General features: G+C 71.8%; 21 protein-coding genes and 1 pseudogene. 9 read left to right on the top strand and 13 right to left on the bottom strand.

From position 1 onward, the window contains the following. Positions 1-34: 34 nt before the first annotated feature. Complete coding sequence (locus tag ACFPIJ_RS62555) at positions 35-391, bottom strand: choice-of-anchor P family protein (RefSeq protein ID WP_380129386.1); 357 nt, start codon at positions 389-391, stop codon at positions 35-37. Positions 392-534: 143 nt separating this feature from the next. On the opposite strand from ACFPIJ_RS62555, the gene ACFPIJ_RS62550 reads away from it, so the two are divergent. Continuing rightward, on the top strand, positions 535-816 hold the full coding sequence (locus ACFPIJ_RS62550) for a hypothetical protein (protein ID WP_380129385.1): 282 nt from the start codon (positions 535-537) through the stop codon (positions 814-816). On the opposite strand, the pseudogene ACFPIJ_RS62545 reads toward ACFPIJ_RS62550, so the two are convergent. Together ACFPIJ_RS62545 and ACFPIJ_RS62540 are read right to left on the bottom strand one after the other, a co-directional pair. Beyond that, a pseudogene (locus tag ACFPIJ_RS62545) lies at positions 756-1,367 on the bottom strand (VWA domain-containing protein); the annotation flags it as partial. The gene ACFPIJ_RS62550 and the pseudogene ACFPIJ_RS62545 sit on opposite strands and share 61 nt — an antisense overlap. 416 nt (positions 1,368-1,783) lie before the next feature. Continuing rightward, positions 1,784-3,370, bottom strand: a complete 1,587-nt coding sequence (locus ACFPIJ_RS62540; RefSeq protein WP_380129076.1) for a methyl-accepting chemotaxis protein — start codon at positions 3,368-3,370, stop codon at positions 1,784-1,786. Positions 3,371-3,479: 109 nt separating this feature from the next. Between ACFPIJ_RS62540 and ACFPIJ_RS62535 the strand changes: the two genes are divergently transcribed. Continuing rightward, positions 3,480-4,244 (top strand): VWA domain-containing protein, encoded by a 765-nt coding sequence (locus tag ACFPIJ_RS62535; protein WP_380129075.1) that lies wholly within the window; start codon positions 3,480-3,482, stop codon positions 4,242-4,244. 91 nt (positions 4,245-4,335) lie between these two features. Here the strand turns inward: ACFPIJ_RS62535 and ACFPIJ_RS62530 are convergent, their stop codons facing one another. After that, positions 4,336-4,626 (bottom strand): hypothetical protein, encoded by a 291-nt coding sequence (locus tag ACFPIJ_RS62530; RefSeq protein ID WP_380129074.1) that lies wholly within the window; start codon positions 4,624-4,626, stop codon positions 4,336-4,338. 86 nt (positions 4,627-4,712) lie between these two features. Between ACFPIJ_RS62530 and ACFPIJ_RS62525 the strand changes: the two genes are divergently transcribed. Next, the gene (locus ACFPIJ_RS62525) at positions 4,713-4,868 is read left to right on the top strand and encodes a hypothetical protein (RefSeq protein WP_380129073.1); all 156 of its coding nucleotides are present in this window, start codon (positions 4,713-4,715) and stop codon (positions 4,866-4,868) included. Between the two features lie 432 nt (positions 4,869-5,300). On the opposite strand, the gene ACFPIJ_RS62520 is transcribed toward ACFPIJ_RS62525, so the two are convergent. Next, entirely contained in the window at positions 5,301-6,449 is a 1,149-nt protein-coding gene (locus ACFPIJ_RS62520) for a carbohydrate ABC transporter permease (protein WP_380129072.1), read from the bottom strand. Then, positions 6,446-6,796: a hypothetical protein gene (locus tag ACFPIJ_RS62515; protein WP_380129071.1), complete on the bottom strand. Its 351-nt coding sequence runs from the start codon at positions 6,794-6,796 to the stop codon at positions 6,446-6,448. The genes ACFPIJ_RS62520 and ACFPIJ_RS62515 overlap by 4 nt, the downstream gene beginning before the upstream one ends. A 16-nt stretch (positions 6,797-6,812) precedes the next feature. On the opposite strand from ACFPIJ_RS62515, the gene ACFPIJ_RS62510 reads away from it, so the two are divergent. Then, the gene (locus ACFPIJ_RS62510; RefSeq protein WP_380129070.1) at positions 6,813-7,268 is read left to right on the top strand and encodes a DeoR/GlpR family DNA-binding transcription regulator; all 456 of its coding nucleotides are present in this window, start codon (positions 6,813-6,815) and stop codon (positions 7,266-7,268) included. Positions 7,269-7,280: 12 nt separating this feature from the next. On the opposite strand, the gene ACFPIJ_RS62505 is transcribed toward ACFPIJ_RS62510, so the two are convergent. From ACFPIJ_RS62505 to ACFPIJ_RS62495, 3 genes are all read right to left on the bottom strand, one after another. Continuing rightward, positions 7,281-7,799 carry a gluconokinase gene (locus ACFPIJ_RS62505; protein WP_380129069.1) on the bottom strand — a complete coding sequence of 173 codons (519 nt, stop codon included), beginning with the start codon at positions 7,797-7,799 and terminating at the stop codon, positions 7,281-7,283. Positions 7,800-7,884: 85 nt separating this feature from the next. Continuing rightward, entirely contained in the window at positions 7,885-8,637 is a 753-nt protein-coding gene (locus ACFPIJ_RS62500) for an SDR family NAD(P)-dependent oxidoreductase (protein WP_380129068.1), read from the bottom strand. 58 nt (positions 8,638-8,695) lie between these two features. After that, positions 8,696-9,055 carry a hypothetical protein gene (locus tag ACFPIJ_RS62495; RefSeq protein ID WP_380129067.1) on the bottom strand — a complete coding sequence of 120 codons (360 nt, stop codon included), beginning with the start codon at positions 9,053-9,055 and terminating at the stop codon, positions 8,696-8,698. A gap of 124 nt (positions 9,056-9,179) precedes the next feature. On the opposite strand from ACFPIJ_RS62495, the gene ACFPIJ_RS62490 reads away from it, so the two are divergent. Beyond that, entirely contained in the window at positions 9,180-10,178 is a 999-nt protein-coding gene (locus ACFPIJ_RS62490) for a GNAT family N-acetyltransferase (RefSeq protein ID WP_380129066.1), read from the top strand. A 12-nt stretch (positions 10,179-10,190) separates the two neighbouring features. Here ACFPIJ_RS62490 and ACFPIJ_RS62485 read toward each other — a convergent pair whose 3' ends face one another. Then, a complete protein-coding gene (locus ACFPIJ_RS62485) occupies positions 10,191-10,520 on the bottom strand; it encodes a DUF952 domain-containing protein (protein ID WP_380129065.1) in 330 nt (109 codons plus the stop codon). A gap of 96 nt (positions 10,521-10,616) precedes the next feature. Here ACFPIJ_RS62485 and ACFPIJ_RS62480 point away from each other — a divergent pair, with 96 nt between their 5' ends. Beyond that, entirely contained in the window at positions 10,617-10,946 is a 330-nt protein-coding gene (locus ACFPIJ_RS62480; protein WP_380129064.1) for a hypothetical protein, read from the top strand. On the opposite strand, the gene ACFPIJ_RS62475 is transcribed toward ACFPIJ_RS62480, so the two are convergent. Next, positions 10,933-12,696 carry a thiamine pyrophosphate-dependent enzyme gene (locus ACFPIJ_RS62475; protein ID WP_380129062.1) on the bottom strand — a complete coding sequence of 588 codons (1,764 nt, stop codon included), beginning with the start codon at positions 12,694-12,696 and terminating at the stop codon, positions 10,933-10,935. The genes ACFPIJ_RS62480 and ACFPIJ_RS62475 overlap by 14 nt on opposite strands. 63 nt (positions 12,697-12,759) lie before the next feature. Between ACFPIJ_RS62475 and ACFPIJ_RS62470 the strand changes: the two genes are divergently transcribed. Continuing rightward, positions 12,760-13,941, top strand: a complete 1,182-nt coding sequence (locus ACFPIJ_RS62470) for a DUF1444 domain-containing protein (RefSeq protein ID WP_380129060.1) — start codon at positions 12,760-12,762, stop codon at positions 13,939-13,941. On the opposite strand, the gene ACFPIJ_RS62465 is transcribed toward ACFPIJ_RS62470, so the two are convergent. Beyond that, on the bottom strand, positions 13,931-14,707 hold the full coding sequence (locus ACFPIJ_RS62465) for an SDR family NAD(P)-dependent oxidoreductase (protein ID WP_380129059.1): 777 nt from the start codon (positions 14,705-14,707) through the stop codon (positions 13,931-13,933). The two genes, ACFPIJ_RS62470 and ACFPIJ_RS62465, sit on opposite strands and share 11 nt — an antisense overlap. 106 nt (positions 14,708-14,813) lie before the next feature. Next, positions 14,814-15,746, bottom strand: a complete 933-nt coding sequence (locus ACFPIJ_RS62460) for an FKBP-type peptidyl-prolyl cis-trans isomerase (protein ID WP_380129058.1) — start codon at positions 15,744-15,746, stop codon at positions 14,814-14,816. 218 nt (positions 15,747-15,964) lie between these two features. Between ACFPIJ_RS62460 and aceB the strand changes: the two genes are divergently transcribed. Beyond that, positions 15,965-17,521, top strand: a complete 1,557-nt coding sequence (gene aceB / locus ACFPIJ_RS62455; protein ID WP_380129057.1) for a malate synthase A — start codon at positions 15,965-15,967, stop codon at positions 17,519-17,521. Beyond that, entirely contained in the window at positions 17,518-18,975 is a 1,458-nt protein-coding gene (locus ACFPIJ_RS62450) for an FAD-linked oxidase C-terminal domain-containing protein (RefSeq protein ID WP_380129055.1), read from the top strand. The genes aceB and ACFPIJ_RS62450 overlap by 4 nt, the downstream gene beginning before the upstream one ends. Positions 18,976-18,978 lie beyond the last annotated feature (3 nt).

Genomic DNA, 18,978 nt, shown 5'->3' with positions numbered 1-18,978 from the left:
CCCGCCCCTGGCTGGGACGGGCCGCACGGGAGCGTCAGACGCGGCAGGGGTTGCCGGTCGGGTTGACGGCGCTGCCGTGGATGTCGGCGTGCGCCTCACTGATGACCACGTCGGTCAGCAGCGTGTCGAGGACGACGGCCTGCTGGGTGACGCTGGTCGGGGTGGTGGTGGTCGCGTTGAGCTTGAGCGCGCCGACCACCAGGGGCACGGTGAGCGGCGCGCTGCCGACCGCCACTGAGAGGCCGTTGATCTTCAGGTACGCGATGCTGGACGCACCGGTGAGCACCGGCGCGAGACCGCCGGGGCCGGACGCGCAGGTCGCCGTCGCGGTGGCCTGGATGAGCCCGAGCTCGATCGTCACCGGGGCGATCCCGCCGACGGTGATCTTCACCGACTCGACCGTGGCCTTGGCCGTGCCGTTGTCCCCGGCCGCGGGTGCGGTGTTGAGGTTGTCCGGGGTCAGCGCGGTGTTGGCGTCCAGGGTCTTCGACTCGACCTTGATCAGGCCCGAGTTGAGGGTGAGCTGGGCGGACCTTGCTGTCGTCGGCGCAGGGGACGTTCGCCGGGTTCGCCACGGGCGAGGACAGCGGGCCGACCCGCAGCACCTGCGCCGTGCAGGAGAACGTGCCGTTGCGGTCGGCGTCGACGATCGTGCCGAGGCCGCTGCCGTCGGTGATCCCGGCGCCGACGGCCCCGGACAGGTTGACGGTGAACGTCTCGTTGAGCTCGTTGACCGCGTCGTTGATGATCGGCACCGAGATGGGCAGGCTGGTCTGCCCCGGCGTGAACGTCACCGTGCCGGCACTGGCGGTGTAGTCCGCACCGGCGGTGGCGCTGTGACCTTGACCTGGATCGCCTGGATGCCGGCGAGGATCGCGGCGCTCACCTGGTCGGTGGGCACGTCCCGGCAGGTACACGCCGCCGGTGCCGGAGGTGATCGCCTGGGCCTGGCCGCCGGCGTTCATGCCGCCGACGTCGACGGCCACGACGCGGATGTGCGCGGCGTTGAGCGCGGCGACGGTGTCGGTGAGGCTGTGCCCGAGGCTCGGGTCGTGCGACGGGGCGTCGCCGAAGATGACGATGATGCGGGTGCCGCCGTCGCGGAAGTGCACGGCGCCGTTGGCGAGCTGGAACAGCGCGTTGAGGTTGTCCTCGGGCAGGTCACCGCCGCCGTCGGCGTTCCACAGGTCGATCCCGGCCTGGACCACGGCCTGGTTCGCGGTGATGTCCTGGCGGACGGTGAACGGCGCGGAGTCATCGACGTCCTTGTACTCAGCGACACCGAACTGCGCGTTCGGCTGCGCCGCCGCGATCTGGCCCATGACGGATGCGGCGTTGGTGCGCACGTCCGTGATCGGGTCGAACATGCTGCCGGTGGTGTCGGCAAGGAACACGACGTCCGGCTTCGGCGGCACCGGCGCGGTCTCGACGTGCTTGGCGACGTCGGCCGACTGGCCGGGCCCGAGCGTCAGACTGACGTTGGGCGGGGTCACACCTGGAGCGGCCTGTGCGGCGGTGCCCGTCGCGACGACGGTCACCGCCCCGGCGGTCAGCACCAGGCTGAGTAATGACGCGAGTTTCACTGCTCCTCCTTGAGGACGGCGGTTGCCGAGGAGAAGCAAACAATGGCGATGTCGGTGTGAAACAGGACTTGCCCGCCGTACCCCACGTGCAGTAGGCAGCGCTCAACTGCCTCTAGAAATTCACTCCTGTGAGTTTACTTTCGAATTGGTCTCACATTCAATTCAGTCCACCGGAAGGGTGGGCTGGGCTGTACGAATGTTTACACCAGTTGGAATTGGGCCACGACCGTGCGCAGTTCGCTGGACATGCGGGCCAGGTCCTCCGCGGCGGCGCGGGCCTCGGTGACGCCGGACGCGGTCAGCTCCGCGGCCTCGGCGAGCCCGCCGACGGTGCCGGCGATGCGCTCCGCCCCGCCGCTGGCCTCGCCGACGTTGCGGCTCATCTCGGCCGTCGTCGCGCTCTGCTGCTCGACCGCGGCGGCGATCGTCGTCGCGTACTGGTTGGTCTCGCTGATCACGCCGGCGATCTCGGCGACCGCGGACGCCGCGGCCGAGGCGTCCCGCTGGATCGCCTCCACCCGCCGGGAGATGTCCTCGGTCGCCTTCGCCGTCTCCTGCGCCAGGTCCTTCACCTCGCCGGCGACGACCGCGAACCCCTTGCCGGCGTCGCCGGCCCGGGCCGCCTCGATGGTGGCGTTGAGCGCGAGCAGGTTCGTCTGCTCCGCGATCGCGGTGATGGACTTGAGGACGGTGCCGATCTCCGCGCTGGACACCCCGAGCTGCGTGATGGTGCTGCTCGCCGACTCCGCGCTGAGCACACCGAGACCGGCGACCCTCGCGGCCTCGGCAGCGCTGCGGGCGATCTCGGCGATGGCGTCGCCCATCTGCACCGTGCCCGCGGAGACGGTCTGCACGTTCTGCGAGACCTCCTCGGCGGCGGAGGACACGGTGGTTGCCTGGGCGCTGCTGCGCTCGGCCGACTCGGCGATCTGGTTGCTAACCGCGGACAGCTCCTGCGCGGCGCTGGCCAGGGCGCCGCTGTTCTCCTCGACGGCGGTGACCCCGGCGCGCAGCTTCCCGGTGGCGGTGTTGAGGCCGGCCGCCATCGTGCCCAGCTCGTCGCCGCCCCGCACGTCCGCGACCCGGGTCAGGTCGCCGTCGGCGAGGCCGGAGACGACGTGGGACACCGTGCGGACGGCGCGGACCAGTTGACCCGCGACGGCCAGGGCCACCGCGACGGCCAGGACCAGCCCCACGGCGAGCAGCCCCCAGGTCCAGACCTGTGCCTGGCGGTACTCGGACCGGGTCGCCTCCAGGCGGGCGAGGGACACCTCCCGTTCGGCGGCGCCGATCTCCGTCACCACGTCGATCGCCTGCGCCACCAGCGGGCCGGTGACCTCGTCGCGGATCCGGGTCACCTCGGCGTCGTCGCCGGCCCGGCTGGCCGGCAGGAACTGCTCGTCGATCACGGCCCGGAACTGCGCGAACAGGTCCCGCAGCTGCCCGACGAGCTGCGGCATCGACGAGGTGTCCTCGTAGACGGCGAGCCGCTGGTCGAACGTCTCGTAGCCCTGGTCCAGCAGTTCCTCGTAGCGGGCCATGCCGGCGCCGCCCGAGGAGATCCCGTGGTTGAGCACGTTGACGCGCACGTCGGTGAGCGCCGACAGCACGTCGTTGATCTCCTGGATCGGCACCAGGCCGTCGTTGTACAGCAGTTCGGCCTCGTGGTTCATCTGCGACATGCGCGCCGTCGACTGCACGCCCGTGCCCAGCGCCACCGCGCCGAGCACAGCGACGACCAGGAGCACCTTGGTGCGGACCGAGCGGTTCGCGAGCCAGGTTCTCATATTTACCATTTGAGCAGTTCAGCGCGGTACCCACGGCGAAAGCCCGCAGATCCGATGGCGCCCGTCTGGGTTACGGTCATGGACGACGGGTCTCCAGGAGGGCAGCATCATGGCAGGCAGGACACAGTTGACTGCGGCGCGGGCCGTGACCCTCGTCAAAGAGCCCTCCGGCGCGCCCGCCATCAACCTCGCCAAGGTCCGCGAGTCCGGCCACATCGACCTCGCCAAGCGGGCCGACAAGGCGGGCCTGGCGCTCAGCAAGCGCGGACTCGGCGGCATCCGGGCCCAGGCGATGCTCGTGCTGGACCACTCCGGCTCGATGCGCGCCGACTACAACTCCGGCGCGGTGCAGACCCTGGTCGAGCGCGCCCTCGGCTTCGCGCTGCAGATCGACATCGACGGCACCGTCCCGGTCATCCCCTTCGACACCGCCGTCCTGCCGACCGTCAACGTGACCGTCGACAACTACAGCGGCGTCGTGGACCGCGAGATCCACCGCGGCTGGATGGGCACGACCAACCTCGCCGACGCGCTCTCGCTCGTCCTCGCCGAGGCGGAGAAGACCACCGCGCCGATCTTCTGCATCGTCGTCGCCGACGGCGGCCCCGACAGCAAGCGCGCCACCACCAAGGTCGTGTGCGAGCTGTCCCGGTTCCCGGTGTTCCTGAAGCTGCTCGCGATCCGGCCGGTCGACTACTTCCAGACCCTCGACGACCTCGACGGCTCGAAGCGCCTGCTCGACAACGTCGACACCAAGTCCTCAACCGCCGAACTCGACCTGCTGACCTGCACGGACCTGCAGTTCGCCGAGGCCATGGCCGACGAGTGGGACACCTGGGTCGCGGCGGCCACGGCGGCCGGGGTCCTGACCTGACCCTCCGCCGCAGCGGCCCGCACCGCCGCAGCGGCCCGCACCGCCGTAGTGGCCCGCGTCGCCGCCGGCCACCGCGAGCGGAAGGCGCCGGTCAGCCGGTCTCGTGCATCCGGTAGTCGTACAGGCAGGGCAGCGGATGCTCCCGGCGGATCCGCACGCGCGCGGCCGGATCGAGCGGGCCGATCCCGGCGGCCGCGCGCTTCTCGTGGTAGGTCCACCAGAGCGTGTCCAGCGCGTCCTCGCCCTCGCGCAGGTCATCGACGACGATCCCGTCGTCGAGCAGGCGCTTGGCCCGGGCCAGGTCGCCGAAGTCCAGCGCGGCGTGGCACTCCAGCAGCCGGATCCGCCCGTGCCACCGCTGCTCCTGGTCGAGCCGGTCCACCGTGACAACGCGTCGCCGGGCCGGCCGGCGATGATGAGCGCCTCCAGGGTCTCCACCGTGAGCGCCCGCAGCCGGGGCGCCATCCGATGGGCGGACAGCAGCCGCTCGGCGGCGGCCATCGTGTCGCCGCCCAGCAGGTCCAGGACCGCGAGGTTCCGCTGTCGATGAGCCGCACCCACGACTGCTGGTCCCGGCCGATGGTGTCGTCGCCGAACGGCGTGCCGGTGAACCGCAACGAGTGATCGCCGTGCTGCTCCCGCAGGCGCCGCTGGAGCGCGCCCCAGCCGGTGCCGCGGTGCAGGAGCCGGCCCGGTGCCTCGCCGGCCTGTCCGGTGGCCAATGCCAGGGCGGCGTCGAGCGCGTCGCCGACGGCGGCGCGGCTCCCGGCCCACCGCCCGTGCACGTGCGCCGGATCGCAGGTGAGCAGTCCGTACGCCTCGACCCAGGACCACGTCGCGCCCGCCGGCATGCGCAGATGCTCCAGCTGGGTCCGGGCCGGACTGGCCTGGACCTCCAGGTAGCCGGCGCCCGGACCGGACAGCCACTCCTGCCAGTTCCGCCCGCCGATCGAGGTGCCCCAGCGGAACAGCTTGCGCCCGCGCAGCCCGGCGGTCGAGGTCTGCACGAAGCCGGCGCCGTCCGCGTCCAGCGCGGCGATGTACGGGCGGCCGTGGTCACCGAGGTCGTAGAAGAAGTCGGCGGCCGGTCCGCGGCGACCCGGGTAGGTCTCGTCGATCCCGCCGGCGACCGGCACCCGGATGCGGTGCAGCACGTTGTCGTAGGTGAAGTGGTACGCGCTGTCGGCCGGCGTGACGATGCGCGTGTTCGCGGTCTCGGGGACGGCGATGTTCGTCCACCAGTACAGCGGGGCGTCCTCCTGGTTGGGTTGACCACCCGGACGTGGGCGTAGAGGACCGGCGAGCCGTCCGGCAGCCAGAGCTCGACGCTGTACACCAGCTCGCGCAGCCGCTCGAACTCCCACATCCGCAGCACCGGCGTGGCAACGTGCGCGTGTCCGGCGCCGGCGAGTCGCCGGTGCCGGTGAACGCGTAGATGAACTCGAAGATCTTGAGCGAGTTGATGACCCACAGGACCGCGGCGACCGACACGACGTCCCACGACAGCGGCAGGGTGACGTGGCGGAACTTCTGCAGCGGCGTCGCGCCGGCGAGGTCGGCGTCCTCGTAGAAGTAGGCCGGGATCCGGTCCATGCCGGCCATGAGGATGACGACGTAGAAGCCGCTGGACACCCAGACGATGCCGACGAGGATGGTGGAGAACAGCCGGTCGGGAGCCAGCCACGGCTGCGCCAGGCTGTCCAGCCCGACGCTACACAGGGTGGCGTTGGCCAGGCCGCGCGGGTCGAGCAGCAGGCCGAGCGCGACGCCGATCGCGATGGGCGACACGATGTAGGGGAAGAACAGCAACGACCGCAGCAGGCTGCGGGCGCGCATCTCCCGCAGCGCCATCGTGAGCACGAAGGCCAGGGCGAAGACGGCCACCCCGCACACGGCCAGGATCGTGAGCGAGTTGAGAAACGCCGTCCGGAAGATGTCGTCGGCCCACAGCCGCCGGTAGTTGGCCAGGCCGACCCAGCGCATCGGGTCCCCGGCGCCCCGCCACGAGTGCAGGCTGATCCAGATCCCGGCGATCGCCGGGCCGGCCACGAAGGCGAGGTACACCGTGAGCGCCGGCCCGACGAACAGCCAGTACCACCGGCGGCGCCGCCGGCCGAGCGGCCCGTCGGAGGCTCGGGGCCGGCGCCGGCGCCGGGTCACCGCCGGCGCGGGCGTCACTGTCGCGGTCGTCACTGTCGCGGTCATGCGTTCTTGTGCAGCTTGACGGTCTCGGACTTGAGCTTGGCGATGAACCCGGCGGCGTCGAGCTTGCCGTTGAAGAAGTCCCCGTTGAGCGGCTCCCACACGTTGGACACCCACTCGGGGGCGACCGCACCGGCGTCGTCGTAGGGCAGGAACAGGTTGTCCCCGGCCGCGATCAGCTCCTTCTGGTAGTCGGCGAGCACTGCCGGTGCCGGGATGTCGCTGCGCGGGGTGAGGTTCTTGGTCTCGGTGCTGATCTTCGCCAGCCGGTCCTTGTTGAGGAAGAAGGCGATGAACTTCTCGGCCGCGTCGGCGTGCCGCGCCTTCGCCGGGATCGCGAACCCGATCACGCCCGCCTCCGCCGCGGTGTTGCGCGCCGACCTCAACAACGACCAGCGCGGCCCGGCCGTCACGGTGGTGACCAACGCCCTCAACATCGCCAACGAGCTCGTCGTGCGCCCGCACGTGCGGGTCGTGGCGACCGGTGGTGCCGCGCGCCCGCAGTCCTATGAGCTGATCGGCCCGATCGCCGCCGCCATGTTGCAGACCGTCGCGGTCGACGTGGCCGTGCTCGGCGTCGACGCGATCGACCACCAGCACGGTGCCAGCGCGCACAACGACGGCGAGGCGGCGATCAACCAGATCATGGCCGACCGGGCCGACCGCGTCATCATCGTGGCCGACAGCTCGAAGCTCGGCCAGCGCGCGTTCGCCCGCATCTGCACGATCGCCGCCGTCGACACGCTGGTCACCGACAGCACGGCGACGGACGAGCAGATGGCCGTCTTCACCGACGCCGGGGTCAAGGTCATCCGGGCCTGAGCCCGGGCACGCTCAGCGGGCGTGCAGGTGCGACCGCTGCACGATCTCGTCGACGATCTGCTCGGGGGTGGCGTCGATCGACACCTCCGTGACGTCCTCGTCCGGCTGGGGCGGCTCCAGCGCGGCGAACTGGCTGTCGAGCATCTCCGCGCGCATGAAGTGACCGTGCCGGGCGGCGAGCCGGCGCATGATCAGGTCGCGGGAGCCCTCGAGGAACACCAGCCGCACCTGCGGGCGGCCGTCGCGCAGCTGGTCGCGGTACACCCGGCGCAGGCCCGAGCAGGACACGACGCCGGGGATGCCGTCGGCGGCACACCCGTCGATCCACTGGCCGATGGCGGCGAGCCAGGGGCCGCGGTCCTCGTCGGTGAGCGGCTCACCGGCGGCCATCTTCGCCACGTTGGCGGCGGAGTGGAAGTCGTCGGCCTCCGCGTAACGCCAGCCGAGCCGGCCGGCGAGCAACGCCCCGACCGTGGTCTTGCCGGTGCCGGCAACGCCCATCACGACGATCACTGGTGGTGTCTCCGGCATGGCGCCACCGTACCCAGCCGCCCGTTTCGCCGCACACGGCGGGCCGGCCGCTGTGATCATCGGCCGGCCCGCACGGTGCCACCGCTCAGGACGCCGCCATGGCCACCAGCGGTGGGAAGTGCCGGGCGACGAGCTGCTTCGCGACCGTCTCGGGGTCGCCGATGTCGCCGGAACGGTGCCGCTCGACCAGCCGGGCGTGCCCGGGCAGGCCGGTGCCGCGCTCGCGGAGGGTCCGCTGCATCTGCGTCTCGATGGCGCCGGGGTCGACGATCTCCACCGTGCAGGCGCGGCTGGACGCCTCGCTGACACAACGCATGAACGCCTCCGCGCCCGCCTTCGTCGCGCAGTACGTGGCCCAGCCCGGGTAGCTGCGGTGCGCCGCCGCGGAGGCGACGTAGACGATCCGCAGCTGCGCGGCCCGGTCGCGGGCGAAGGCGGCCAGGAAGACGTTCGTCAGCAGGATCGGCGCGACCAGGTTGACCTGGACCGCGCTGAACACCTCTTCGGGTGCCAGCTCGCCGACGAGCCCGATCGGCTCGACGGTCGCGGCGTTGTGCAGCAGCACCACCTCGTCGCCGGGGCGGGACTCCCCGACGAACGCGGCCAGCTCGACCTCCGTGGGCAGGCTGACGGGTTCGGCGAGGTCGGTGGAGCGCAGCCGCACCGACGCCGGATGCCGGGCGGCGAGCACCTGCTGCTCGGAGGGGAAGGTGCGGGCCAGGCCGAAGACCCTGGCACCGTCGGATTGCAGCGCATGGAACAGGGCCGCGCCGAGCCCACGGGAGGCGCCGGTGACGAAGACCGAACGCAGGGGGGAACCGTCCGCGATCGCGGACATGACATCACTCCAACCGTGTCGAGCTGACCGACAACAACGACGGGGGTGAGCGATCGGTCTACGTGCGCCAGACCTGCAGCACGCAACGGTCGGGTGCGTGGTCCGTGGGAGCACCCGTGGGCGGTTCGGCGAGCGCTGCCGGCATCAGGTGGGCGGCGGTGCCGGCGGGCAGCTGTGCGAGCGCGTGGCCCGCGGCCTCCGGGGTTTCCACCTGCTCGCCTTCGGCGTGCAGCATGAGGGGAGCCTGCTCGCCGCCGTCCCCGCCGGACCAGGAGTGGTGGTCGGGCGCGAGCAGCTGGTGGGCGACACCGGCGTGCGACGTCGGCGCGCCGACGGACGCGCCGAACAGCATCGCAAGGACGAGGGCAACGATGCCGACGGCCCAGCTGGGCGTGCGAGCCCGCGCGAGTCCGTCCAAGTCCGCCCTCTTCCCCGGTGATGCCCGGTAATGCCCTCCGTCATCATGGCCCAACGCACCGCGCATTGCAGTGTCGCGAATTTGGCAGCATCCGCGAAATTCGATTCCCCGATAGGGTGCCCGAATGCGCGTGCGAGCCGTCGTCGGCGACGATTTGCCCTGGATTCAGGAACTGCTCACGAATTCGTGGGGAGCGGTCCACGTCATCACGGGAGGAAACGGTCGCGACGCGGACCGGCTACCGGGACTGGTCGCCTGTGACGACACCGGGACACGGGTGGGATTGCTCACTTTTGAAATTGCCGCGACCGGTCTCGAAATCGTCACGATTGACGCCGTGCGTCCGCATCGCGGGATCGGCACCGCCCTGCTCGAGGCGGCGCGAGCGGTCGCCACCGACGCCGGCTGCACCCGGCTGTGGCTGATCACCACCAACGACAACCTCGACGCGTTGCGCTTCTACCAGCGTCGCGGGCTGCGCATCCGGGCCGTGCACCCCGGTGCCGTCCAGCGGGCCCGGCTCCGCAAGCCGCAGATCGCCGAGACCGGCGAGTTCGGCATCGCGCTGCACGACGAGCTGGAGCTGGAGCTGCCGCTGCTGGCCCCGGACGCGCACATCCGCCCCGGCGGCCTCGCCGACGTCAAGCCCGTCCTGGGGCTGCTCGACGGCGCGACCCGGTGGCTGGTCGGGCTGGGACGCACCGGGCAGTGGGGCACCGAGCCGCACTCGACCAACCCGCGCCGGCTGACCGCGATGATGCGCTGGGTCCCACAGGGTCACCTGCACGTCGCCGAGATCGGTGGGGCCGTGGTGGGCGCGCTCGTGGTGGGCGAGGCGCCGGAGAACATCCCGGTCGTCTACGAGCCCGAGCTGTACGTGAACCTCCTCGTCACCGATCGGGCCCGGCAGGGCCGCGGGCTGGGCTCGGTGCTGCTGGACCACGCCCGGGTGCTCGCGGTCCGGCGCGGGATCGGCCTGCTGCGGGTCGACTGCTACGCCGGGGACGACCGGGCGCTCGTCGACTGGTACCGCCGGCAGGGCTTCACCCCGACGGAGACCTTCACGGTCCGGCTGTCCACCGGCACCGACTGGCCCGGGCAGGTCCTGGAGCAGCGACTCTGAGGGTCTCCAAGGTCAACCCGGGACCACCTCGTCCACCGACGACGCGCCGGCGATGCGGTGCACGGCGACCACGGCGGCCCGCGGCAGCGGTGCGTAGATGTGCGGGAACCGGCCGTTGCCCGAGGCCTCCCAGCGCAGCCACATGCCCATGGTCTGCGCGTCGATGGCGATGACGACGAGGTCTGGCTCGGTGCCGAAGTAGCGCTGCGCGGTGCCGGCGACCTGGTCGCGGGACGAGCAGTGGATGTAGCCGTCGCGCAGGTCCAGGGGCGAGCCGTCGAACCGGCCGTTCGCCTCGAAGCTGGCCCACTCGGCCGGCAGCAGGATCTTGTAGATCAGCACGGGCCCACAATGCCACGGGTGAGAGGTTCCTTCACCTCCCGCAGGTGAGACGGGGGGAGCGACGAGTCACCCGTTTACGACCTAGCGTGCGCGAATATGAGAACTCGGGCATGGGTGTGCGTCGCCGGCGCCGCCATCGCGGTCGGGTCGCTGAGCGCCGCGCAGGCACGAAGACCGGACGTCCCGATGGTCCGCACGGCGCAGACCACGGGACAGCAGAGCGTCACGCAGGAGCAGGACGCGACGGTGTACCTGCTGACCGGGACCGGCCTGCTCGCGATCGGTGGGGTCGTCCTCGTCGGGGGTGTCGCCGGGCTCGGCGGCCTGGACATCCCCGGCGGCATCACGATGACCGTCGGGCGGACCCGTCTGTGGGCGCGTTCGCTGCGGGTCCAGGGCCGGCACCGGCGGCTCACAAGCGGGTGATGCGGTCCTTCAACAGGGTGGTGGCGATCGCGGCCTTGTGCGGCTGGCCGCGCACGAACGCCTCCGCGAACTTCACCGCCTGCTGGTAGGTGACCTTCGCCGGCATCGGCGGCTCGTCGGCGTCGACCGCGACGTCGACGAGCGCCGGGCCGTCGTAGGACAGGGCCTCCCCCAGGATCGACTCGAGGGCCATGGGGTCGGTGACGCGGGCGCCGTACCCGCCGCATCCGCGCGCCCACGCCGCGTAGTCGGGCTGCGGGTCGCCGTAGCGGACGCCGTACTCCGGGAAGCCGTTCACCATCTGCTCCCAGACGATCATGCCGAGCGCGTTGTTGTCGTTGATGACGACCTTCACCGGCAGCCCGTAGCGGGCCGCGGTGTGGAACTCGGCCATGAGCATGCCGAACCCGCCGTCGCCGACGAACGCGATCACCTGGCGGCGGGGGTACTCGTGCTGCAGCGCGATCGCGTAGGGCAGGCCGGGCGCCATCGAGGCGAGCGTGCCGGACAGGTAGAACTCGCGCTCGCCGGTCGCCTCCCAGTGCCGGGCCGCCCAGGTGGTGACGGTGCCGGAGTCGCAGGTGAGGATCGCGTCCGGCGCGGCGACGCGGTCGAGGGTGCGGGCCAGGAACTGCGGTGCGATCGGGTCCCGGTCGGATCGTTCCGTGTCCGCCAGCCGCTCGCGCCAGTCGCGCATCTTCTCCTGGTACCGCTGCAGCAGCCGCCGATCCGTGCGCCGCCGCAGGCGTGGCAGCAGCGCCTCCAGGGTCGCCGCTGCGTCGCCGACCAGCGGGACGTCGGTCGGTATGCGGGTGCCGACCCGCGACGGCTCGACGTCGATCTGCACGACGTGCGCCTGACCGGGCGCCGGCAGGAACTTCGTGTACGGGAAGTTCGTGCCCACCATCAGCAACGCGTCGCACTCCTGCATCAGGTCCTCGCTCGGCGCGGTGCCGAGCAGCCCGAGGCCGCCGAGCGCGAACGGCGAGTCGTCCGGCACGACCATCTTGCCCATCAGCGACTTCACGATCGGCGCGCCGAGCACGTCGGCGACGAGCTCGACGAGGGGACCGGCGCCGCGGGCCCCGGCACCGGCCAGGATGGCCGGCTTGGTGGCGTTGTTGAGCAGGTCGGCGGCCGCCTGCAGGTCGTCGTCGGCGGGCCGGACCGGCGGCGCGACCCACACCGGGGCGGTCGCCGGCTCGCGGACCGGGCCGACCTCGTCGAACGGGTTGTCCCCGGCGGTCGCGACCTGCACGTCGTTCGGGACCGTCAGATGGGCCACGCCCCGGCGGGCCAGGGCGGTGCGGACCGCGATGTCGACCAGCGCCGGCACCTGCGCGGGATTGGCGACCGTCTCGTTGTACTCGGCGACGTCGGAGAACAGGTGGTCGAGGTGGACCTCCTGCTGGTACGCCGTGCCGATGACGCTGGACTCCTGCATACCGGTGATCGCCAGGACCGGCGCGTGGTCGAGTTTCGCGTCGTACAGCCCGTTGGCGAGGTGGATGCCGCCGGGACCGGAGGTGGCCAGGCACACGCCGAGCCGGCCGGTGGCCTTGGCGTGCGCGACCGCCATGAACGCGGCCGCCTCCTCGTGGTGCACCAGCACGAACCTGATCCGGTCGGCGTTGCGGCGCAGGCCTTCCATGATCCCGTTGACCCCGTCGCCGGGCAGGCCGAACACCGTGTCGACGCCCCAGTCGGCCAGCCTCGCGATCAACGCCTCTCCGACAGTCGGTTTGCTCATACGCCTGTGCTTTGCCGGTCCGCATGGAAACAAACCCGCCGCGGACGGGTAGCGTGCCTGCCCATGGGGATCTTCGGCAGCCGGGAGGACCGTTTCGCCCGGCAGGTGCTGACCGCGCTGCGCGACGCCGGGGTCGCCGACGCCCGCTATGACCGCGACCAGTTCGCCATCCACGTGCGGCACCCCATCGCCGGCGGGTCCCCGTCGATCGCGTACCTCGGCAACATCTTCCGCGAGTGCCGCGACGCCGGCCGGGAGGAGCGGCGGGAGCGCATCGCCCGGTACCTGTCCGCGGTGGTCTTCCCCTCCGGCGCTCCCGAGACGTGGGACGAGGCGGCGCCGCTGCTGAGGCCCCTGCTGCGGGCGGTGACGTTCGGGCTGGGGGTGCCCGCGGGGTCGCCGGCACTGGTGCGCCGCCCGGCGCTGCCGATGCTCGACGAGGTCGTCGCGGTCGACCAGCCGACGTCGATGATGTACGTGACCACGCGGCAGCTCGAGCAGTGGGGCGTTCCGGCGTCCGTGGTCCACGACCGCGCGCGCCGCAACCTGCCGTGGTCGCCGTCCACGCCGTCCACGCCGGCCGCGGGGGCTGACGCGAGGGCCGGCGCGGCGGTCATCCGGATGGTGGACGACGGCGACGCGTACTGCGCCTCGCACCTGCTCCTGCCCGGCTGGCTGGCCGCGCAGGCGGGCCGGGTCGGCGGCCCACCGGTCGCGTTCGTGCCCGACACCACCGGGCTGCTCCTGGCCGCCTCCGCCGACGGCATCGGACCGCTGTTCGCCGCGGTCGAGGAGGAGTACCGCGACGCGGCCCGGCCGATCTCGACGATGGCCTACACGGTCGACGCCACCGGCGCGGTCGTGCCCTACGAGGCGCCGCCGGGCCATCCGCTGCACGCCGTGGTGCACCGCTCGGAGGTCCTCATGGCCGCCGCCGAGTACGGCACCCAGGCGGCGCACCTGGGCCCGGACACGGACACGGACCCGTTCGCCGCGACGTTCACCGTCGCCGAACGCCCGGACCGCTCGGTGTTCTCCGTCGCCACCTGGACCGAGGGCGTCGACACCCTGCTGCCCCGGGCCGACTACGTGTCGTTCGGGTCGTTCCTGGTCACCTGGGACACCCTGACCCGCGAGGTCGACCTGGACCCGGCGCCGGGCCTGGCCCCGGAGCGGTTCCGCCTGCGCGGCTGGCCCCACCCGGGCGTGGTCGCCCGGCTGCGGGCGGCCGCCGTCACGCCGTGAGCGCCGCGATCCCGCGCCTGACCTCGGGGTCGTACGCGTCCGGGTGGGCCCTTGCCGGGCGCATGCCGTCGAAGAACCCGCCGGTGCCGCGCTGCTCCAGGATCAGCCGCAGCGTCGCCTCGCCGCCTTCCCGCACCGTCGACAGCGGCGCGGCGCCGTAGTCGCGAACCATCTGGGTGTCCATGAACGTCGCCGGGTGCAGGCAGTTGACGCTGACTCCGCGGCCGTCCAGCTCATCGGCCAGTGCGAAACTCCAGGCGGCCAGGGCCAGCTTCGACCTGCGGTACGCGGTGATCCCGTCGTAGTCCAGCACCAGCTCGACATCGGCGAAGTCGATCGGCTCCTGCCCGAGCGACCCGACGTTGACGACCTTGGCGGGGGCGTTGGCGGCGAGGGTCGGCAACAGCGCCCTGGTCAGCCGCACCGGGGCGAGGAAGTTGACGGCCCAGCGCAGCTCGTGCCCGTCGGCGCTCTCCTCCCGGGGCCCGCCCGGTTCCCCGAAGCCGACGCCGGCGTTGTTGACCAAAATCGTCAGGTCGCCCCGGTCACGGACGGCGGCGGCGAGGCGGTCGACCTCGGCCAGGTCGGCCAGGTCGGCCACGAAGCCCTCGGCGGTGCCTCCGGCGGCCCGGACCTCGTCGACGCCACGGTCGACCTTGCCGGCGTCCCGCCCGTGCAGCAGGACGGTGAGTCCCGCCTGCCCGAGCCGCGGCGCCAGCCACCGTCCCAGTCCCGAGGTTGCCCCGGTCAACAGCACAGCAGTCATGCCTCGACCGTACCCAGCCCTGGCCGACCGGCACGGGACGGGCAGAAATGCGGCGGCCCCGCGGACCGTGAGGTCGGCGGGGCCGTCGTGACGTGCGGTGCGGGGGTCAGCCGCCGAGGCCGGCGGGCAGGCCGCTGCTGTCGGCGTCCTTCGCATCGAGGATGTCGACGACGAAGCGCAGCGTGCCGGCCGGGTAGCCCTCGGGCGCGTCGTCGCCGTAGGCCTTGTTGCCGGGGATGTCGAGCTGGACGCGGGTGCCGACCTTCAGACCGACGAGGCCCTCGTCCCAGCCCTCGATGACCTGGAGCTGCTTGCCGAGCTGCTTCTGCCCGACGGGGATCTCGATGGTCTTCTTCCGCGGCCAGGAGGCGTCGAAGGTCTTGCCGTCCTTCATCGTGGCGCCGACGTAGTTCACCGTGACGGTCTGGCCAGCCTTGACGGTCTTGCAGTCGCCCTTGATCAGGATCGTCGTCCGGACGGTCTTGATCTGGTCGCTGCTGGCCGTGATCGTCGGCTCCGTGGCCAGAGCCTTGTTCATGCCGCCGAGCAACGGCGGGAACGCGTTGGCGTCACCCACCGGCTTGCACTTGACCTTGTTCTTCTCGGCCCGATCGCCGAAGTACCAGATACCGGCGAACGCACCGCCGACGGCCAGCAGGAGGATGAGCGTGCCGGCGATCGCCTGGCCGGTGCGGCGGCGGCGGGCCGCCTTCGCGGCGGCGATCCGCGCGGCGGCGCGCTTCTCCGCCTTCGACAGCGGCGTGACGACCTTCGCGTTCTTCCCCTTGGCGGCCTTGGAGGTCTCGGCCGCCTGGACGTCGTCCTCGTCGTCGCCGGCCGCGTCACCGGCGTCGTCACCGGCATCGGCAGCGCCGTCGGCGCCGTCGGCGGCGGCCTCCGGGTCGTCGGCCGTCTCGTCGTCGGCGTCCGCGTCCTCAGCCGTCTCGGCGGCCTCGACCTCGGACGTGACGGCGTCGTCGTCCTTCTTGCCCAGCGACACCGTCTCCGCTGGGGTTGTTTCGTCGCTTTCCGCATCCACGGTGGTCGGTTCGACCTCGGTGTCCGGGGTCGCCTTTGGCGCAGTGGCCTTGGTCGACCTCGCAGTGCGGCGGCTTCTGCCCCGATCGCTCACAGTTGGAAGACTCCCCTGCTGGACGGACCCGATACTGGCGGACCTGAGTTTTGTTCGCCAGAGCTTCCCATATCACACGCGCCGCGACACGCCCCGGGTGGCAGCGCAGCCGATAGGGTCATGACATGGGCACTGTTCAGGGCGTCGAGATTACCGGACCGGTTGACGGCCGCTTCGCTGAGATACTCACTGAAGAAGCTCAGAGTTTCCTGGCAGACCTGCACAGGGCGTTCGACGCCCGGCGGCTGGAGCTGCTCGCGGCCCGCAAGGAACGCGAGGCGGAACTCGCCGCCGGCGGGACGCTGGGGTTCCTGCCCGAGACGCGAAACATCCGCGAGGGCGACTGGCAGGTGGCCGAGCCGGCGCCGGGACTGATCGACCGGCGGGTGGAGATCACCGGGCCGACCGACGCGAAAATGACCATCAACGCGCTCAACTCAGGCGCGAAGGTCTGGCTCGCCGACCACGAGGACGCCAACACGCCACTGTGGGCGAACGTGATCGGTGGACAGCTCAACCTGCGGGACGCGAATGCCGGGGCACTGACGTACACCTCCGGCGAAAAGCAATACGCACTGACCGACGGACCCCGCCCGACCGTCGTCGTCCGGCCGCGGGGCTGGCACCTGCCGGAGAAGCACATCCTGGTCGACGGGGCGCCGACGTCCGGCTCGCTCACCGACTTCGGGCTGTACTTCTTCCACAACCACCTCGTCACCCGGCCGTATTTCTACCTGCCGAAGATGGAGTCGCACCTGGAGGCGCGGCTGTGGAACGAGGTGTTCGCGTTCGCGGAGGAGCGGTTCGGCCGGCCGACGGGCACGATCCGGGCGACCGTGCTCATCGAGACGTTCCCGGCCGCGTTCGAGATGGACGAGATCCTCTATGAGCTGCGCGAGCACTCCGCCGGCCTCAATGCCGGGCGATGGGACTTCATGTTCAGCGTCATCAAGAAGTTTCGGACCCGTGGCAAGGACTTCCTGCTGCCGGACCGCAACACGGTGACGATGACGGTGCCGTTCATGCGGGCCTACACGGAGCTGCTGGTGCAGACGTGCCACAAGCGGGGCGCGCACGCGATCGGCGGCATGGCGGCGTTCATCCCGAGCCGGCGGGACCCGGAGGTCAACCGGATCGCCCTGGAGAAGGTCACCGCCGACAAGACGCGGGAGGCCGGCGACGGCTTCGACGGCTCCTGGGTCGCGCACCCCGACCTGGTCGGCGTCTGCCGGGACGTGTTCGACGGCGTGCTCGGCGACCGGCCCAACCAGCTGGACCGGCTCCGCGACGACGTGTCGGTGTCCGCGGCGGACCTCCTCGCCGTCGGCGACACCCCCGGCCAGCAGACCGAGGCCGGGCTGCGCAACGCGGTCAGCGTCGGCGTGCAGTATCTCGACGCGTGGCTCAAGGGCAGCGGCGCCGTCGCGATCAACAACATGATGGAGGACGCCGCGACCGCCGAGATCTCCCGGTCGCAGGTCTGGCAATGGCTGCACAACGGTGTCACCCTGGCCGACACGGGCTCGTTGGTGACGCGCGAACTGGTCGAGCGGATCGCCGACGAGGAGCTGGCCCTGCTCAACGGCGACCTCGCGGCGGCGCGGGCCCTGTTCATGGAGGTGGCGGTGGCGGACGAGTTCATCGATTTCCTGACCTTGCCGGCGTACGACCGGATGCCATGACCATCGACGGGCTGGCTGCGCGCCTCCGGGGCTTCCTGAAACCGGAGCAGGTGCTCACCGACCGCCAGCAGCTGCGCACCTACGAGTGCGACGGCCTGACCCACTACCGGGTCGTGCCGGCGGTCGTGGTGCTGCCGCGCACCGCCCAGGAGTGCGCGGACACGGTCCGGGCCTGCGCGGAGGCCCGGGTGCCGTTCGTGGCGCGCGGCTCCGGCACCGGCCTGTCCGGCGGGGCGCTGCCGCACGCCGACGGCGCGCTCATCGTCACCTCGCAGCTGCGCGCGATCCGCGAGGTCGCCCCGCAGGACGAGCGGGCCGTGGTCGAGCCGGGCGTGATCAACCTGCAGGTCAGCCGGGCCGCGTCCCCGCACGGGTACTACTACGCGCCGGACCCGTCCAGCCAGCAGATCTGTTCGATCGGCGGCAACGTCGCGGAGAACTCCGGCGGCGCGCACTGCCTCAAGTACGGGTTCACCACCAACCACGTCACCGGCATCGAGATCGTCACGCCCGACGGCGACCTGGTCCGGCTCGGCGGGCGGGCCCCGGACCCGCCCGGCTACGACCTGCTCGGCGTGTTCGTCGGCTCCGAGGGCACGCTCGGCATCGCCACGGAGGTCACGGTGCGGCTCGTGCGCCTGCCGGAGACGGTCCGCACGCTGCTCGCCGCGTTCCCGGGCACCGACCAGGCGGGCGCCGCCACCTCGGCGATCATCGCGGCCGGGGTGGTGCCGGCCGCGGTGGAGATGATGGACGCCCTGGCCATCGAGGCCGCGGAGGCGGCGGTGCACTGCGGCTACCCGGCCGGCGCCGGCGCCGTGCTCATCGTCGAGCTGGACGGGCCGCAGGCCGAGGTCGACGCGCAGTTCGCCGCGGTCGAGGCGTTCTGCCGGGAGCACGGCGCGTTCGAGATCCGCATCGCCGCCGACGACGCGGAGCGGGCCCTGTTCTGGAAGGGGCGCAAGTCGGCGTTCGCGGCCGTCGGCCGGATCAGCCCCGACTACATCGTCCAGGACGGCGTCATCCCCCGCACCGCGCTGCCACGCGTCCTGACCCGCATCGCCGAGCTCGCCGACGAGCACGGCGTCCGGGTCGCCAACGTCTTCCACGCCGGCGACGGCAACCTGCACCCCCTGGTGCTGTTCGACGAGACCGTCCCCGGGCAGGCGGAGCGCGCCGAGGCCGTGTCCGGCGCCATCCTCGACATCTGCGTCGAGCACGGCGGGTCGATCACCGGGGAGCACGGCGTCGGCGTCGACAAGGCCAAACACCTGCCCAGCATGTACAGCGCCGCCGACCTCGACACGATGCAACTGGTGCGGTGCGCGTTCGACCCGCAGGGCCTTTCCAATCCGGGGAAGATCTTCCCGACGCCCCGCCTGTGCGGCGAGGTTCCGGGACGGCACAAAGGTCCCCATCCGCTGCACCAGCCAGGCATCGCGGAGGTCTTCTAGAAC

This window comes from Dactylosporangium cerinum, assembly GCF_042653625.1.
GTDB classification, from domain to species: Bacteria; Actinomycetota; Actinomycetes; order Mycobacteriales; family Micromonosporaceae; genus Dactylosporangium; species Dactylosporangium cerinum.
The sequence above is the reverse complement of the archived record's forward strand: the minus strand, read 5'-3'. Positions and strand labels throughout refer to the sequence as shown.

Coding starts and splice junctions, on each gene's coding strand:
- ACFPIJ_RS62540 (WP_380129076.1), bottom strand. CDS start 3,370: ATGAGAACCTGGCTCGCGAACCGCTCGGTCCGCACCAAGGTGCTCCTG.
- ACFPIJ_RS62535 (WP_380129075.1), top strand. CDS start 3,480: ATGGCAGGCAGGACACAGTTGACTGCGGCGCGGGCCGTGACCCTCGTC.
- ACFPIJ_RS62525 (WP_380129073.1), top strand. CDS start 4,713: ATGGGCGGACAGCAGCCGCTCGGCGGCGGCCATCGTGTCGCCGCCCAG.
- ACFPIJ_RS62520 (WP_380129072.1), bottom strand. CDS start 6,449: ATGACCGCGACAGTGACGACCGCGACAGTGACGCCCGCGCCGGCGGTG.
- ACFPIJ_RS62505 (WP_380129069.1), bottom strand. CDS start 7,799: ATGCCGGAGACACCACCAGTGATCGTCGTGATGGGCGTTGCCGGCACC.
- ACFPIJ_RS62500 (WP_380129068.1), bottom strand. CDS start 8,637: ATGTCCGCGATCGCGGACGGTTCCCCCCTGCGTTCGGTCTTCGTCACC.
- ACFPIJ_RS62490 (WP_380129066.1), top strand. CDS start 9,180: ATGCGCGTGCGAGCCGTCGTCGGCGACGATTTGCCCTGGATTCAGGAA.
- ACFPIJ_RS62480 (WP_380129064.1), top strand. CDS start 10,617: ATGAGAACTCGGGCATGGGTGTGCGTCGCCGGCGCCGCCATCGCGGTC.
- ACFPIJ_RS62475 (WP_380129062.1), bottom strand. CDS start 12,696: ATGAGCAAACCGACTGTCGGAGAGGCGTTGATCGCGAGGCTGGCCGAC.
- ACFPIJ_RS62470 (WP_380129060.1), top strand. CDS start 12,760: ATGGGGATCTTCGGCAGCCGGGAGGACCGTTTCGCCCGGCAGGTGCTG.
- ACFPIJ_RS62465 (WP_380129059.1), bottom strand. CDS start 14,707: ATGACTGCTGTGCTGTTGACCGGGGCAACCTCGGGACTGGGACGGTGG.
- aceB (WP_380129057.1), top strand. CDS start 15,965: ATGGGCACTGTTCAGGGCGTCGAGATTACCGGACCGGTTGACGGCCGC.
- ACFPIJ_RS62450 (WP_380129055.1), top strand. CDS start 17,518: ATGACCATCGACGGGCTGGCTGCGCGCCTCCGGGGCTTCCTGAAACCG.